Here is a 16,524-nt window from a genome sequence, read left to right as displayed (position 1 = left end):
GAAGATCAGGTCACGCAACGACCCGGCTGCAGCATCTTTGCCATCTCGCTGAGCACACTCACTGGCGGTTCGCAGCCCACCGCCGCACGCTGCGGTTTGGCATTCATGGGGAGAGGCCGGATATTGACGGCTTCATTCTTGGTTGGAGCCACCACGGGCGCAACGCCCATCCGCAGAAGGACGGACGTATCCGACAGGCCCTGAACGCGGAACGAGAGAGTCTGGCTCTGATCATTCGGTGCGGTAATTAGTGATGCTCGGTCACCCTTGGCGGCCCGGTTGACACCGCTGGACGCAGCCTTGTCTGACTCGGTCAGCGTGCCCCGCAGATCATTGCCGGAAGCATACTGAATGGCGCCGAACATGGTCGCTCCGGCGACCATTCCCAAGACCAAGCTGGATACCTTTGACATGTGAGCCTCGCCTGCCCTGCGCCGCGTCGTTGCGTGGCGCTCATAATAGGAACGTGCGTCAAGGCTCTAGGTTCAAGAACGGCGATCACTTAACCGTGTGTTAAATAATTTGACGCCCGCGGGAACGCTTTTCACCCTCGCGCGTCTTCCCGGAAGCCGGTCGTCCCCTGCCCCAATTGACCGGCGACGCGGGGTGGAGCTGTGGTGATGCCAGCTGCACCCCGCATTCTTTGCGGGATAGGTAAGGCTCTCTCACCCTTCGAAGGAATCGCGGGCAAAGGTATTTCCCTGCCCGCGACGCACAGTTCATAGAGTTATCTGCTCGACCTACTTCTTGCTCATCACCATTGGGCATGCACTCGCCGAGAGCGGCGAGAACGCGTCTTCGCCCTTCACCGTGGCGAGGATCCTGAACACGTCATAGCTATCGGTGACCTCGGAAGGCTTCTTGACTTCAGCGAGATACATGTCGTGGACCATCAGATTGTCCGGACGCAGCTTGCCGTTGCGCAGGAAGGCATCGTCAAAGGTACGCCCCTGCAGATCCTTGACCACGGCGGCAGGATCCTTGGTATTCGCGGCCTCCACCGACTTGATGTAGTTCAACGTCGAGGAATAGACACCGGCCTGCATCATGCTCGGTGGCTTACCCATCTTGGCAGCATAGCGCTTGGAGAATGCACGCGTGCGGTCGTCCATGTTCCAGTAGAAGCCGGACGTCACCAGCAGGCCTTGCGCACTCTTCAATCCGACGCTTCGGATGTCATTCACGTCGATCAAGAGCGCAATCATCTTCTGATCGCCGCCCATCAAACCGAACTCTTCTGCCTGCTTGATGGCGTTCTGCGTGTCGCTGCCGGCATTGGCGATGGCGATGACCTTGGCGCCCGACGACTTGGCCGTCAGAAGCTGCGAGGAGAAATCCGCTGTGTTGATCGGATGCGGCGCACGGCCAAGCGCCTTGCCGCCGCCCTTCACGGCAACTTCCGTCACGTCACGCTCAAGCGCCTGGCCAAAGGCATAGTCCGCAACAACGAAGAACCATGTGTCGCCACCGCGCTGAAGCATCGCCTTGCCGGCGACATTGGCCAGCGCGTAAGTATTGTAGGTCCACTGAATGAAGTTCGGCGAACAGAACTTGCCGCTGAGATCCGCCGAACCGCCGGCGGACGTGATAAACATCTTGTTGCGGTCCTTGGCGAAGGTCTGCACGGCGATGCAAACAGACGACACCGGCACGTCGAGAATGACGTCGACGCCTTCCTGATCATACCACTGGCGCGCAATATTGCCGCCGACATCGGGCTTGTTGAGATGGTCGGCCTGGATCAGCTCTATCGCCTTGCCGAGCACCTTGCCGCCGCATTCCTCGATCGCGAGCTGCGCTGCCGCTACCGAGCCCTGCCCGCCATTGTCAGCGAACAGACCCGTCATGTCGGACAGCACACCAAACTTCAGTGGAGTATCCGCAGCGGCACGAACGATCGCCGGTGAGAAAATGGCACTGCTGACACCGGTTGCACCGAGGCCAGCCAGGAATGTACGTCGCTTCATCAATAGTCCTCCCGTTTTTGGTTTTTTGGTATGAAAGTATCGTCGTCCTATTGTGACGAAGATCATGGTGAGCCGGATGACGCTCCGTTGTCCGGCAGCTCGAATTCAAGCAGCGCAGAGCTCAATGATTTGCCGTGCGTATCCAGCGCGAGCGATCGCACGACACCGCCGCCGAGCGCGCCCGTCAGCACGAAGTTCAGCGCGCCGAGCGTCGGCAATTCATAACGTGTGACGGCGCCCGTGATGGTCTTGCTGAAATGCTGCGCGACGCAATCGGCAGTCACATGCTCGGCCAGAAACGCGAAGTCACCCATATCGAGAGCGATGACGGAAATGTTGGACGTGTCGCCCTTGTCGCCGCTGCGTGAATGCGCGATCTCATGGAGTTTCATGGTCACGCCTCCATGAATGTGACGCGAGGAGCTACGACACTCTCCGGCAACAGGGCCGAGGCAACCCCGACGATTTCGCGCGCCGATTTCCAGGCCCCGCCGCCACCGGCAGGCCCGTTGGTGTAAAGCGTTTCGACCTCGTTGCCGATCTTCACCGCTTCCGCGAGCGAGTCTGTACGCCCCGCGACACGGATGCGGACTTCATAGGGATCGCGGCCTTCGGCCAGGGCGTCACCATGCAGCGCATTGACGCCGATCAGATCGAAGCGGCTCTCCGTCATCTTCACGCCGGTGAGCGTGAGGCGCTCGCGCACGATGTCGAGCGCAAGACGCCCGCGCGCGACGGCATTGACACCAGCATAGGAAATCTCGCCCTCGCCGATATAGCTGTCGAGATAGCCCACTGATGTCTTCAGCAGACCCGTCTTGGCCGTGCCGGTGCCACCGGTAACATGGATGCGGTCGGGGCCGACTTCCTCGACGCGCACCTGCGAAAAGTCAGCGACCACATCTGGCTGGAAGTAGCGCACCGGATCGTGAATTTCGTAGAGCAACTGCTCGGTCACCGTCGCGCGCGTGATCTGGCCGCCCGAGCCTGCGACCTTGGTGACAACGAGATCGCCGTCCTCACGCACCTCGCCGATGGGAAAGCCGAGCCGCGCGAGGCCCTGCACATCCTTCACGCCGGGATCGGCGAAATAGCCGCCGGTGATCTGGCCTGCGCATTCCAAGAGATGGCCGACCATGGTGCCCTTGCCGAGCAGGTCCCAGTCATCCATCGCCCAGCCAAATTCATGCACCAGCGGTCCGAGAAACAGCGCCGGATCGGCCGCGCGACCGGTAATCACAACATCTGCGCCACCAGCCAGCGCTTCGGCGATGGGCGCTGCGCCGGTGTAGGCATTGGCCGAGATCACGCGATTGCCGAGCGCCTTGACGGAGCCTCCTTCGTCCAGCGCGACGTCGGAGTTTCGCGCCTGGTCCAGCACATCGTCGCCAGTCACTGCCGCGACTTTCAATCCGGTCAGACCAAGCGCCTTGGCGATGTCACGCGTTGCCTGCGCTGCGGCGACGGGATTCGCTGCGCCCATATTGGTGATGACCTTGACGCCATTCTTTCTGCAGATTGGGAGCACCGCCTTCATGCGGTCGGCGAGCAGCGGATCGAAGCCGCCCTGCGGGTCCTTCAACCGGTCCTGCTGGGCCAGCGCGATGGTGCGTTCGGCGAGACACTCGAAAACGAGATAATCGAGGTTGCCGCTTTCGGCGAGTTCGATCGCCGGTTCGATCCGGTCACCCGAATAACCGGCACCTGATCCGATCCTGATGGTGCGCACGAACAATTCTCCCTGGATCAGACCTGCGAGCGATGAATGTGCGAAAGGCACGATCGCTGCGTGTCATCTCCCGATCTGTTTTGTTGGATATGGCCCGACCTGAGCAGGCGATCGCGGACATGTCGCTTCGGCAGATTGAAGCCGCAAGCCTTCCTCTATTCAATTGAATTAATTCAATCTCATTGATAGAAATTCCCTATGGATATAAATCTCCGGCAGATGAGGTCATTCGTTGTCGTCGCCCAGGCCGGCAGCTTTACCCGCGCCGCGGAGTTGCTGCATCTGGCGCAGCCGACGCTGACGGTTCAGATCAGGCGCCTCGAAGAAACCCTCGAGGTGAAACTGTTCGATCGCAACACCCGCTCCGTCGAACTGACGCGGGTCGGCCGCGAACTGCTGCCGGTGTTTCAGCGCATGATCCGCGATCTCGATGCCGTGGTCGTGGACACCCGCGACATCGCGGCCAAGCGCCGGGGCGTCGTCCGGATCGCGGCGCTCCCCTCGGTCGCGGCAGGCGCCTTGCCTGAAGCCATCAAGTCGTTTCGTGAAATACAGCCCGGCACGTCCTTCGTCCTGAAGGACGTGATTGCCAACCGCGTCCTCGATCTCGTCCGCTCGGAAGAGGTCGATCTCGGCATCATGGGCGGCAGCGTTACCGGCCACGACGTGGAAGTACTGCTCGAAGTGCGCGACCGCATGCATGTGGTGTTTCCGGCGAAGCACCCGATTGGCGGCATCCGCAAGGTCACCATCGACGATCTGATGAAATATCCGCTGGTGCTGATGGATCCCGCGACCAGCGTCCGGGCGGTCGTCGACAGCGCCTTCCTGACCGCGGGACACATCGCGCAGCCGACCTGCGAGGCGACCTATATGATGACGGCCATCGCCATGGTCCGCGCCGGCCTGGGCATCACCATCCTGCCAGGCTCCGCACGCGAGATCGGCGCTGAGCCAGACCTGCGCTCGCGGCAGATCGACGTCGCGGATTTCTCGCGGGCCATCACCATCATCAAGAAAGCCGGCCGCACGCTGCCGCCGATCAGTGAGGCCTTTGGCGATCACCTCGCCAAGTCAATCGGCGCGCAGCCGTTATTCGCGCGCCGCTGATACCCGTGATTACTTCATCGCGTCATAGACTGCGAAGCTGTAGGCACCTTCCGGCTTCTTGGTAATCACGGGATCCGAACCGCCAGACATCAGCGTTGCAACGGTGCGATCATAGTCCTTGACGTCGAGCTTGCCATTGGCATCGCCGAGCAACTTACTGACCTCGGTCATCATGCGCTTCTGGTCCTTAGCAGTCTTGGCGCCCGTGGAGTCGCCAGCCAGGATGATCTTCACCGCTTCGTCGGGATTGGCCTTGGCATAGTCCCAGCCCTTCATCGACGCCTTCACGAACTTCGCCATCTTGGCGACGAAGACGGGATCCTTGAGGTTCTTGTCGAGCACCCAAAGGCCGTCCTCTAATGTGGCGACGCCTTCGTCCTCATATTTAAACACGGTGAGCTGGCTTGGCTTGTAGCCGCCGTCGATCACCTGCCAGTATTCGTTATAGGCCATGGTCGACACGCAATCGGCCTGCTTCTGCAGCAGCGGATCGACATTGAAGCCCTGCTTGATGATCTTCACGCCCGCCGGCGAGCCATCGGTCTTGTAGCCCAGCTTCGACATCCAGGAGAGGAACGGATATTCGTTGCCCCCGTACCAGACGCCGGTAACCTTGCCCTTCAGATCAGTCGGCTTCTTGATGCCGGTTTCGGCGCGGCAGGTGAGTTCGAGTCCGGACTTCTTGAAGGTCTGCGAGATATTGACCAGCGGCACGCCCTTCTCGCGCGAAGCCAGCGCCGAGGGCATCCAATCCACCACCACATCGGCACCGCCGCCAGCGATCACCTGCGGCGGGGCGACGTCGGGACCGCCCGGCTTGATGGTCACGTCAAGCCCGGCCTCCTTGTAGAAGCCCTTCTCCTTGGCCACGAAGTAGCCGGCGAACTGGGCCTGCGCGACCCACTTCAACTGGACGGTGACCTTGTCCGCTGCCTGCGCAGAGCCGAGCGACAGGGTCATCGCCGCGCCAAGTGCCATGATCTTCTTCATGCCCAACTCCGGAATTCGCGAGCCTGCCGATTTAGGCTCGTATGGATGGATGCCAAAACGTGGTCGCGCGCTCGGCCAGCGCAACAAGTCCATAAAATGCCATTCCCGCAATCGCGGCGAGCGCGATCTCCGCCCACACCATGTCCAGCGCCATGCGCCCGGCTTCCGTCGAAATACGAAAACCTATGCCTTGCGTCGGCGTGCCGAAGAATTCCGCGACGATCGCCCCGATCAGGGCCAGTGTGGCATTGATCTTCAGTGCATTGAAGATGAAAGGTAGAGCAGCGGGAAGATACAACTTGATCAGAGTCTGGGCATAGCTCGCGCCGTAGGAGCGCATCAGGTCACGTTCGATGTCGCCGGCGGCTTGCAGGCCGGCCAGCGCATTTACCAGCATCGGGAAGAACGTCACCAGCGCCACCACGGCAGCCTTCGACGGCCAGTCGAAGCCGAACCACATCACCATGATGGGCGCGACGCCGACTAACGGCAGCGCCGAGAAGAAATTACCAAGCGGCAGCAGGCCGCGGCCGAGAAATTCGAAGCGATGTGCGAGGATCGCGACCAGCAAACCGGCGCCGCAGCCGATGGCGTAGCCGATCAGCACGCCGCGGATGAAGGTCTGCACGAAATCTGCGCCCAATATCGGCAGCGACGCCATGAATTTCGCAGCGGCCGCGCTCGGCGACGGCAGCAGCACCGGCGGCACGCCGGCGCCGCGCACCACAACCTCCCAGAGATAGAACACGGCCGCACCGAACAGCAGCGGGATGGCAAGATCGATGATCTTCCGAAATGCGCTGTTGCGCGGTTTCAGCCCGGCCAGCGCGACGACGCAGATCCAAGATGCCAGCCAGACGCCGACGACCATCATCCAGAAGCCCGATGCGGCATCGCCGGCAATCAGGGGATCGCGGAGCAGCATCAGCGTCATGTCGGCGGTGATGCCCGCGCCGATGAGCCCGATCACGATGGCGGGGAGGCCGCGAAAGCCGGCGGCAAAGCCGAACACCAGGACGATCACGCCGGTGAGCAGGAATGTCGGCGGCCGCGCCATCAATGCCGCGACAGGCACGCCCGAGAGCGGCAGTGGGAGCATCAGTGTGATCAGCACGAACACCGCCGACATGATGAAACCGAGGCGGATCTGGCGCCGGTTCATGACCGCGCGCCCATCCGCTGCGCGACCTTGCGTTCGGCATAGTTCACAATCGCTATCAGGCCGGACGCCAGCACGGCGGCGGCCACCAGCGCGGACCAGATCTGGATCGTCTGGCCGTAATAGGAGCCGGCCAGCAAGCGTGCGCCGATGCCGGCTTCCGCGCCGGTCGGCAATTCCGCGACGATGGCGCCGATCAGCGAAATGGTGATGGCGACCTTGAGGCTGGCAAAGAGATACGGCACCGCCGAGGGCCAGCGCAGTTTCGACAGCACCTGCCGCGGCGTCGCCGACCATGTCCGCATCAGATCCATCTGCATCGGATCGGGCGAGGTAAAGCCCTTCACCATGCCTATCGTGATTGGGAAGAAACTCAAATAGGCCGAGATGATCGATTTCGGCAGCAGGCCTTGTAGGCCGACGGCACCGAGCACCACAATGAAGATCGGCGCCAGCGCCAATATGGGCACCATCTGCGAGCAGATGATCCACGGCATCAGGCTGCGCTCCAGCACGCGGCTGTGCACGATGGCAAGCGCCAGCACGATGCCGAGCAGCGCACCGAGCGCGAAGCCGAGCAGCGTCGCCGACAGCGTCACCATGGAATGATAGACGAGGCTACGCGGCGCCGTCGGCGCATAGCCGAACACGCCGTCGATGAAAGCACCGACCACCTGATGCGGCGCCGGCAGCAGCGGCCGCTCCGCGCTCATGGTGCCTTCCAGCAATTCCATCGTCGTGTAAGGCGCTTCCTCGCGCTCGAAACCGCCGCGCACCAGCGACAGGTTCATCAATACGGCGCCGATGTACCAGATGATGATCAACACCGCGACAATGGTCACCACCGGCGCGCTGCGCTTGACCAGCGGATGCGTGCGCCGTGCCTTGCGCGCGACCGGCATCGTATCCACCGTACTACTCGTCATAGGAGTGCCCGGCGCGCAGGCCCGTGCGCACGCGCTGCGCGATGGCCATGAATTCCGGTGTCTCGCGAATTTCCAGCGTGCGCTCGCGCGGGAAATTGTAGTCGATAATATCGGTGATGCGCCCCGGCCGCGGTGACATCACCACGATCCTGCTCGAGAGAAACACCGCTTCAGGAATCGAATGCGTCACGAACAGCACGGTCTTGCGGGTCTTGGCCCACAATTGCAGCAACTGTTCGTTGAGATGATCCCTGACGATCTCGTCCAGTGCTCCGAACGGCTCGTCCATCAGCAGCAATTCGGGATCGAACGACAACGCCCGCGCGATGGAAACCCGCTGCTGCATGCCGCCGGAGAGCTGCCAGGGAAACTTGCGTTCGAAGCCGGTGAGATTGACGAGGTCGAGGTAGCGCGCGGCGCGCTGCTTTTGTTCGGTCGGCGAAAAGCCCATCAGCTCCAGCGGCAGCTTGAGATTGGCCTCGATGCTGCGCCAGGGAAACAGCGCCGGCGCCTGAAACACATAGCCGTAATTGCGCCCGAGCCGCGCCTGCTCGGCGCTCATGCCATTGACAGTGACGCTGCCGGAGCTTGGTTGCTGCAGGTCCGCGATCACACGCAGCAGCGTGGTCTTGCCGCAGCCGGAGGGACCGATGAAGGAGACGAACTCCCCGCCGCCGATTTGCAGATCGACATTGGATAGGGCTTCGACCTTGCCGTCGGCCGTATCGAAGGTGAGCGATACCTTACTGACATCGACCGCGATGGGACGCGTCACGTTGGATTGATAGATGTGAGGTTCAGCGTCGGCAGTTGAGTTCATGCGCACCGGTTCGACCAGAAGGGTCACGCAGCCCGGCCACAGCCCTGCGGGACGTGGCAATATGCCGCCTATCGGGGGATGATATCGGCATTGATCGCTGCTTCAACACAATAGTGCCGGCCCCCTCCCGCCGCTCGCTGATAGTTTGCGCAAGGACAGCGGAGTTATTGGGCAGTTATCATCCGCCGCGCCGCATAGTCCAAACAAAAGCGGCCGGACGTGGCCCGGCCGCTGCAATCGTAATCGATAAAAGTGAAATCAGGACGCCTTGGCCGTCTTGTTCTTTGAGTTGCGCTGGAAGAACAGCGCCTGGCTGGCGACGGCCGAGACCATCGCGGGCTGGAACGGCTTCGAGATCAGGAATGCCGGCTCTGGACGTTCGCCAGTCAGGAAACGCTCCGGATAGGCGGTGATGAAGACTACCGGCACTTCGAAGATGCGCAGCAACTCGTTCACCGCATCGAGACCCGAGCTGCCATCGGCGAGCTGGATATCGGCGAGGATCAGGCCGGGCTTCTTGTTCTTCGCGAGCGCCACCGCATCCGCATGGGTGCGGGCAACGCCGATGACGTTATGACCAAGATTCTTTACGAGGCTTTCGAGATCCATCGCAATAAAGGTCTCGTCCTCGATGATGAGAACGTCGGTAGCGATCTCGGCGGCCATTTCTCGGCCGGCCGTGTCGGCCAGCGTACGCACTTCCGCCACATCAGCGTCGAGTACGAAGGCGACTTCCTCTTCAGAGAAGCCTTCGAGCGATAGCAACAGGAAGGCCTGTCTTGGCAGCGGGGTAATGTTGGAAATGCGCTTCTCGGACGCCGCCTGCAGCGGCGCGACGTCCGGATTGTCATTCAAGGCGACAGAGTTCCAAATCTGGGTGAACAGACGAAACAAGCCGGCGCGGGCGCCGTGTTGCTCGTCGAGCAGCGACTGGTCCTGCAGCAACGCTTCCAGCATGGCGCCTACATAGGCATCGCCTGAGGCCTGGTTACCTGTGAGGGCGCGGGCATAGCGCCGCAACAGCGGCAAGTGTTCAGCTACGAGCTGTGATCGGGACATCCCCACTCCATCCTGTTCTAAATCAAAGTCAAAGGGGTACCGGAATACAACCGGTTCCTTCAATGTGCGTGTCTACGTCCCAGTCGGACAAAAGTTCCACCAGGTCGGAACTTTCCGCCGTGCTCCGCATTAAGATCGCGAACAGACGCCGCAAAGGCTTCAAAAATCAAGAAAATTTCTCAAATTCCAGGGGGCGTATCTTCTGGGGAATGTGGAACGGGTCATGAAAGATGTGAAGCCAAAGGGCGGATTAAACGCCGAAATCCAGTCACGGATCGGACATCAGTTGCGCGCCATGTACGACGATGTCGTGCGACAGGGCGTGCCGGACCGATTTGCGGAGCTGATCCGCAAGCTGGACGGGGCTGAGGCTCAAGCCCAGATCGCTGGCGATCCTGGCAAAAATGAAGGAGGGGAATAATGCCTCTCACAGACTCACTCCGCGACGACATTCTGGCGTCGGTGCCTAGCCTGCGCGCCTTCGCGATCTCGCTCTCCGGCAACGGCGACCGGGCCGATGACCTCGTACAGGAAACGCTGTTGCGCGCTCTCGCCAATATCGACTCCTTCCAGGTCGGCTCGAATCTGCCTGCGTGGTTGTTCACCATTCTGCGCAACCTGTTCCGGTCGGACTATCGCAAACGGCGGCGTGAGGTGGAGGATGCGGATGGCAGCTATGCCAAGACTCTGAAGACCCAGCCGGCGCAAAACGCCCATCTGGAATTTGAGGAGTTTCGCGCGGCGCTCGAGAAGCTTCCGCAGGATCAGCGCGAAGCGCTTATTCTCGTCGGCGCATCGGGCTTCTCCTATGAGGACGCGGCCACGATCTGCGGCTGCGCCGTCGGCACCATCAAGAGCCGCGTCAATCGCGCGCGGTCGAAGCTCAGCGCCCTGCTCTATGTGGATGGCGCGGAAGACTTCGGCCCGGACGATACCGTCCGGGCAGTGATCGGCGGATCGGGCGGTTAGGTCGATCCGACAATTGAGGCAAGATAAGCGGTCACTTCGGTGGCCGCTTTTTTTGTGCGAGTGAATATGAATGTATCAGCAGCGCGCCGACTTCTTCCGCATCGGGGCGAAGGAACCGCCACCATCTTTCCGCCACACAGAAAGTGCCCCTCGCGCTCACGTCGCGGGGGATTTTTGTTGATGCACATGCCATTAACGCCTCGCGACTGCTGTACGAGGACCAACCCGGAATGCCTGCCTTTCGACCACGAACCATCTCGCTTGCCGCCGCGCTAAGCCTCGCCTGCGCAGGTCATGCTCTCGCGCAGAAGCAATACGATCCCGGCGCATCCGACAACGAGATCAAGATCGGCAACATCATGCCCTATAGCGGGCCGGCTTCGGCCTATGGCATCGCGGGCATCATCGAGGCCGCCTATTTCCGGATGATCAACGATCAGGGCGGCATCAATGGCCGCAAGATCAGTTTCATCAGCTATGACGACGCCTACAACCCGTCCAAGGCCGTCGAGCAAGCGCGCAAGCTTGTGGAATCAGACGAGGTCCTCGTGGTGTTTAATCCGCTGGGCACACCGTCCAACGCGGCGATCCAGAAGTATCTCAACATCAAAAAAGTGCCGCAACTGTTCGTCGCCGCCGGTGCGACCTATTTCGGCAATCACAAGGCTTTCCCGTGGACCATGGCGTGGCAACCGCCCTATGAGAGCGAGGGCCGCATCTATGCGAAATATCTGCTGAACGAAAAGCCCGACGCGAAGATCGCGGTGCTTTATCAGAACGACGACCTCGGCAAGGATGTGCTGAAGGGTTTGAAGGACGGGCTCGGCGACAAGGCATCGGCGATGCTGGTCGCCGCCGAGAGCTATGAGGTCACCGAGCCGACCATCGATAGCCACGTCATCAATCTGAAAGCCTCTGGCGCCGATACGTTCATCAGCGTCACCACACCGAAGTCCGCGGTACAGAGCATTCGCAAGGTGGCTGAACTCGGCTGGAAGCCGCTCTACATCCAGGGCTATGCCAGCGCATCGATCAGTTCGGTGCTGAAACCGGCGGGACAGGAGATCTCGCAGGGCATCCTGTCGGCCTATTACGCCAAGGACGGCTCGGATCCGCAATGGGACAATGACCCCGGCATGCAGCGCTTCTATGCGTTCCTGGCCAAATACGCGCCGGATGCCCGCCGCAACGACATCTCTGTAGTCTACGGCTATGGCGCAGCGCAGACCATGGTCCAGGTGCTGAAGCAGGCAGGGGACGATCTCACCCGTGCCAATGTGATGAAGCAAGCCGCCAGCCTGAAGGACTTTGCGCCGGACACGATGCTGCCGGGCGTCAAGCTCAACACGTCCGCGACTGATTTCTACCCGATCGAACAGTTGCAGATGATGCGCTTCAAGGGCGACAAATGGGAGTTATTTGGCCCTGTGATCTCGGGCGAGATCAACCGCTGAATTATACCGGGGGACGGCATATCCATTGCCCAATAAAGCAGCCCTTCGCGGCGTCATCGCGAGGGGCTTTTTGTTGCCGCATACACGTGAACGGTGTTCAATCCGGCCGGAGCCGCAAAGGCCCGCAAAACAAGACGAATAAAAATCAGGGAGTTCTGAAATGCCTTCGATCCGATCGCGCGCACTGGCTTTGTCGGTTGCCGCGGCCCTCAGCGTCGCGACCAGCGGCAGCGCGCTGGCCCAGAAGAAATACGACACCGGCGCCACTGACACCGAAATCACGATCGGCAACATTATGCCGTATAGCGGCCCTGCCTCATCCTACGGACTGATCGGCAAGACTGAAACCGCCTATTTCAAAATGATCAATGACCAGGGCGGCATCAACGGCCGCAAGATCAATTTCATCAGCTACGATGACGCCTATTCGCCGCCGAAGGCGGTCGAACAGGCCCGCAAGCTGGTCGAAAGCGACGAGGCACTGTTCATCTTCAATTCGCTCGGCACGCCGTCAAATACCGCGTTCCAGAAATACATGAATGCCAAGAAGGTGCCGCAACTCTTCGTCGCCACCGGCGCCAGCAAGTGGAACGATCCGAAGCACTTCCCGTGGACGATGGGCTGGCAGCCGAGCTACGCGGTCGAAGCACAAATCTACGCAAAATACCTGATGAAGGAGAAGCCGAACGCCAAGGTCGCAGTGATCTATCAGAACGACGATTTCGGCAAGGACTACCAGAAGGCGTTCAAGGAAGCGCTGGGCGCCAAGGCCGCCACGATGCTCGTTACGGAAGAGAGCTATGAGATTTCCGAGCCGACCATCGATTCCCACATCGTGAAGGTGAAGTCGCTCAATCCTGATGTCGTCGTCCATTTCGTAACGCCGAAATTCGCGGCCCAAGGCATCAAGAAGATCGGTGAACTCGGCTGGAAGCCGCTGCAGCTCGTGACCAATGTCAGCGTTTCCGTCGGAGCAGTGATGCAGCCGGCAGGCTTTGCCAATGCAGAGGGCGTCCTGTCCGCCGACTACCGCAAGGACGGCGCGGATTCGCAATGGAAAGACGATGCGGGCATGAAGAAATGGTCGGCCTTCATCGACAAATACATGCCGGGCGCCGATCGCACCGACAACAGCCTCGTCTACGGTTATGGCGCCGCGCAGACGCTGGTGAAGGTGCTGGAGATGTGCGGCGACAACCTGTCCCGCGAAAATGTCATGAAGCAGGCGGCAAGCCTGAAGGACTTCGCGCCAGACACGCTGCTGCCGGGCATCACCATCTCCACCTCGGCCACCGACTATGCGCCGATCGCGCAGTTGCGGATGATGCGCTTCAAGGGCGACAAGTGGGAGCTGTTCGGCGACGTGATCAATGCCGACACGACTTCGCCGGACTAGTATCGCAGCACTTTGCACTGCACCACTAAAACAACGGAGCCCCTGCGATTTGGTCGCAGGGGCTTATTCTTGTGGCTCGCACTCCAGAGGTATTCAATACCGGCAGGAGTCGCAGAACTTCGAAAAAACTTGGGAAGAAACGATCACGGAGATCCATGATGCTCGTACGATCCATGCGCCTGGCAGCGCTACCCGCTGCACTGGCGTTAGTTGTCATGACGGCCAGCGGCGCGCTCGCGCAGAAGAAATACGACACCGGCGCCACCGACACCGAAATAAAGATCGGCAACATCATTCCCTATAGCGGCCCCGCATCTGCCTATGGAACGATCGGCAAGACCGAGACCGCCTATTTCAACATGATCAACGCACAGGGTGGCATCAACGGACGCAAGATTAACTTCATCAGTTACGACGACGCCTATTCGCCGCCGAAAGCCGTGGAGCAGGTGCGAAGGCTGGTCGAATCCGACGAGGTGCTGGTGGTGTTCAATCCACTCGGCACGCCCTCGAACACCGCGATCCAGAAATATCTGAACGGCAAGAAGGTGCCGCAGCTCTTCGTCGCCACCGGCGCCACCAAGTGGAACGATCCGAAGAACTTCCCGTGGACGATCGGCTGGCAGCCCTCCTATCAGAGCGAGGCGCAGATCTATGCGAAGTATCTTCTGAAGGAGAAGCCGAACGCGAAAATCGGCGTGCTCTACCAGAATGACGACTTCGGCAAGGATTATCTGAAGGGCTTCAAGGACGGTCTCGGCGCCAAGGCGTCGTCGATGATCACCATCGAGGATAGCTACGAGATCGCCGAACCGACCATCGACACCCATGTGGTAAAGCTCAAAGCCGCCAACCCAGATGTGCTGATGATTTTCACCACGCCGAAATTTGCGGCACAGACCATCAAGAAAACCGCCGAACTCGGCTGGAAGCCGCTGCAGATCCTCGCCAATGTCAGCGTTTCCGTGGGAGCGGTGATGCAGCCCGCCGGCTTCGACAATGCACAGGGCGTGCTGTCGGCCTCCTACACCAAGGACGGTACCGACTCGCAGTGGAAGGACGATCCCGGCATGAAGAAGTGGAACGCGTTCCTCGACAAATACATGCCGGACGCCAACAAGGCGGATTCGAGCACAGTCTATGGCTATGGTGCTGCGCAGACGCTGGTCAAGGTGCTGCAGATGTGCGGCGACGACCTGACCCGGACGAATGTCATGAAGCAGGCCGCCAGCCTGAAGGACTTTACCCCCGACACGCTGCTGCCGGGCATCACCATCAATACCTCGCCCACCGATTTCGCGCCGATCTCGCAATTGCAGATGCAGCGCTTCAAGGGCGACAAGTGGGAGCGCTTCGGCGAGATCTTCAGCGCCGACGTCGCGACGCAATAGCTCAGTTGCGGCAGCAGTTCTGCTGCATCAGCGAACACGAATTATACCGCCCCCGCGACATCGTCGCGGGGGCTTTTTCTTGCTGCGACATGCAGGTGGGTGTTGAATGTTCTCAGGAGCCGCAGAGCTCCACGTCAAGAAACGTGACACATCACAATTGATCAGGGAGATCAGAAATGCCCGCAATGCACTTGCGTTTGGCCGCGTTTTCAGCCGCCTATTTGGCTGGCTTGGCTTTGCTCGCCGCGTCCGCCACCGGGGCGCTCGCCCAGAAAAAATATGACACCGGCGCCTCAGATACCGAAATCAAGATCGGCAACATCATGCCCTACAGCGGACCCGCCTCCGCATATGGCGTGATCGGAAAAACCGAGGAAGCCTACTTCAAGAAGATCAATGCCGCTGGCGGCATCAACGGTCGCAAGATCAACTTCATCAGTTATGACGATGCCTATTCGCCGCCAAAGACCGTCGAGCAGGCGCGCAAGCTGGTGGAATCGGACGAAGTTCTGCTGGTGTTCAACTCGCTCGGCACACCGCCGAACTCGGCGATCCAGAAATACATGAACAGCAAGAAGGTGCCGCAACTGTTCGTGGCCACCGGCGCCACGAAGTGGAACGACCCGAAAGACTTCCCTTGGACCATGGGCTGGCAGCCCAACTACCAGAGCGAGACGCAGATCTATGCGAAATATCTTTTGAAGGAAAAGCCCGGCGCCAAGATTGCCGTCCTTTACCAGAACGATGACTACGGCAAGGACTACCTCAAAGGTCTGAAGGACGGCCTTGGCGCAAAGGCCGCTTCAATGATCGTGGTGGAGGAGAGCTACGAGACCTCCGAACCGACCATCGACAATCACATCGTCAAGCTGAAGTCGTTGAACGCCGACGTGTTCGTCAACATCACGACGCCGAAATTTGCGGCGCAGGCTATCAAGAAGGCCGCCGAGATTGGCTGGAAACCGATGCACTTCCTCAACAACGTGTCCAACTCGATCGGCAGCGTGATGAAGCCGGCCGGCTTCGAAAACTCGCAGGACATTATTTCCGCTGCGTATCTGAAGGACGTCGCGGACACCCAGTGGAGCAACGACCCCGGCATGAAGGAATTTCTCGCCTTCCTTGACAAGGATTTTCCGGAAGGCAACAAGCTCGATGGATTGATCGTCACCGGTTACGGGGTCGCCCAGACGCTGGTCGAGGTTCTCAAGAAGTGCGGTGACAACCTGACCCGCGAAAACGTCATGAAGCAGGCGGCTAGCCTGAAGGACTTCCGAACCGAGGTGCTGCTGCCCGGCATCAAGATCAACACATCTTCGACCGACTTTGCGCCGATCAGCCAGCTTCAACTGATGCGTTTCAAAGGCGATAAATGGGAGTTGTTCGGCGAGGTCATTAGCGCCGATGTGGGTGGCTGATCGCCTTCATTCCACATAACGGAAAATACTGAGGCCCGCGTCAAAAACAGCGCGGGCCTTATTGCGTTTTGGTCGCTTTCCATTTGAGCCATTGTGCAATCGCGGTATGACTATCTCGCAGGAGCAAAAGAACCTG

At 60.1% G+C, this 16,524-nt stretch carries 16 protein-coding genes; 7 read left to right on the top strand and 9 right to left on the bottom strand.

The genetic code is table 11. The annotated features are described in order from the left end of the window. Positions 1-5: 5 nt before the first annotated feature. The 4 genes from A4A58_RS19440 to A4A58_RS19425 form a co-directional block, all read right to left on the bottom strand. Positions 6-365, bottom strand: a complete 360-nt coding sequence (locus A4A58_RS19440; RefSeq protein WP_139069885.1) for a hypothetical protein — start codon at positions 363-365, stop codon at positions 6-8. 375 nt (positions 366-740) lie between these two features. Beyond that, positions 741-1,967, bottom strand: a complete 1,227-nt coding sequence (locus A4A58_RS19435) for an ABC transporter substrate-binding protein (RefSeq protein ID WP_068735072.1) — start codon at positions 1,965-1,967, stop codon at positions 741-743. A gap of 62 nt (positions 1,968-2,029) precedes the next feature. Continuing rightward, positions 2,030-2,359: an AtuA-related protein gene (locus A4A58_RS19430; RefSeq protein WP_068735069.1), complete on the bottom strand. Its 330-nt coding sequence runs from the start codon at positions 2,357-2,359 to the stop codon at positions 2,030-2,032. A gap of 2 nt (positions 2,360-2,361) precedes the next feature. After that, entirely contained in the window at positions 2,362-3,696 is a 1,335-nt protein-coding gene (locus A4A58_RS19425) for an acyclic terpene utilization AtuA family protein (RefSeq protein ID WP_068735406.1), read from the bottom strand. A gap of 219 nt (positions 3,697-3,915) precedes the next feature. Between A4A58_RS19425 and A4A58_RS19420 the strand changes: the two genes are divergently transcribed. Continuing rightward, on the top strand, positions 3,916-4,806 hold the full coding sequence (locus A4A58_RS19420; protein WP_244499807.1) for a LysR family transcriptional regulator: 891 nt from the start codon (positions 3,916-3,918) through the stop codon (positions 4,804-4,806). A 9-nt stretch (positions 4,807-4,815) separates the two neighbouring features. On the opposite strand, the gene A4A58_RS19415 is transcribed toward A4A58_RS19420, so the two are convergent. From A4A58_RS19415 to A4A58_RS19395, 5 genes are all read right to left on the bottom strand, one after another. Then, positions 4,816-5,796, bottom strand: a complete 981-nt coding sequence (locus A4A58_RS19415; RefSeq protein ID WP_068735065.1) for an ABC transporter substrate-binding protein — start codon at positions 5,794-5,796, stop codon at positions 4,816-4,818. A gap of 31 nt (positions 5,797-5,827) precedes the next feature. After that, positions 5,828-6,958 (bottom strand): ABC transporter permease, encoded by a 1,131-nt coding sequence (locus A4A58_RS19410; protein ID WP_068735063.1) that lies wholly within the window; start codon positions 6,956-6,958, stop codon positions 5,828-5,830. Next, entirely contained in the window at positions 6,955-7,857 is a 903-nt protein-coding gene (locus tag A4A58_RS19405; RefSeq protein WP_068735061.1) for an ABC transporter permease, read from the bottom strand. Before A4A58_RS19405 ends, A4A58_RS19410 begins: the two co-directional genes overlap by 4 nt. Before the next feature lie 13 nt (positions 7,858-7,870). Beyond that, positions 7,871-8,701, bottom strand: coding sequence for an ABC transporter ATP-binding protein (locus A4A58_RS19400; RefSeq protein WP_081421977.1), 831 nt, complete (start codon positions 8,699-8,701; stop codon positions 7,871-7,873). A 258-nt stretch (positions 8,702-8,959) separates the two neighbouring features. Beyond that, positions 8,960-9,760 (bottom strand): response regulator, encoded by an 801-nt coding sequence (locus A4A58_RS19395; RefSeq protein WP_068735059.1) that lies wholly within the window; start codon positions 9,758-9,760, stop codon positions 8,960-8,962. Between the two features lie 223 nt (positions 9,761-9,983). On the opposite strand from A4A58_RS19395, the gene A4A58_RS19390 reads away from it, so the two are divergent. From A4A58_RS19390 to A4A58_RS19365, 6 genes are all read left to right on the top strand, one after another. Then, positions 9,984-10,181: a NepR family anti-sigma factor gene (locus A4A58_RS19390; protein WP_068735402.1), complete on the top strand. Its 198-nt coding sequence runs from the start codon at positions 9,984-9,986 to the stop codon at positions 10,179-10,181. After that, a complete protein-coding gene (locus tag A4A58_RS19385; RefSeq protein WP_068735058.1) occupies positions 10,181-10,729 on the top strand; it encodes a sigma-70 family RNA polymerase sigma factor in 549 nt (182 codons plus the stop codon). The genes A4A58_RS19390 and A4A58_RS19385 overlap by 1 nt, the downstream gene beginning before the upstream one ends. Before the next feature lie 230 nt (positions 10,730-10,959). Then, on the top strand, positions 10,960-12,183 hold the full coding sequence (locus tag A4A58_RS19380; RefSeq protein ID WP_068735056.1) for an ABC transporter substrate-binding protein: 1,224 nt from the start codon (positions 10,960-10,962) through the stop codon (positions 12,181-12,183). 160 nt (positions 12,184-12,343) lie between these two features. Further along, complete coding sequence (locus A4A58_RS19375; RefSeq protein ID WP_068735054.1) at positions 12,344-13,579, top strand: ABC transporter substrate-binding protein; 1,236 nt, start codon at positions 12,344-12,346, stop codon at positions 13,577-13,579. Positions 13,580-13,737: 158 nt separating this feature from the next. After that, positions 13,738-14,970: an ABC transporter substrate-binding protein gene (locus tag A4A58_RS19370; protein WP_433993641.1), complete on the top strand. Its 1,233-nt coding sequence runs from the start codon at positions 13,738-13,740 to the stop codon at positions 14,968-14,970. A gap of 176 nt (positions 14,971-15,146) precedes the next feature. Further along, positions 15,147-16,388 (top strand): ABC transporter substrate-binding protein, encoded by a 1,242-nt coding sequence (locus A4A58_RS19365; RefSeq protein WP_068735049.1) that lies wholly within the window; start codon positions 15,147-15,149, stop codon positions 16,386-16,388. The last annotated feature ends 136 nt before the right edge of the window (positions 16,389-16,524 follow it).

Origin of the sequence: Tardiphaga robiniae (genome assembly GCF_001618955.1) — a bacterium.
GTDB classification, from domain to species: domain Bacteria; phylum Pseudomonadota; class Alphaproteobacteria; order Rhizobiales; family Xanthobacteraceae; genus Tardiphaga; species Tardiphaga robiniae_A.
Note: the sequence above shows the minus strand (reverse complement) of the source record. Positions and strands in the feature narration are given on the sequence as shown.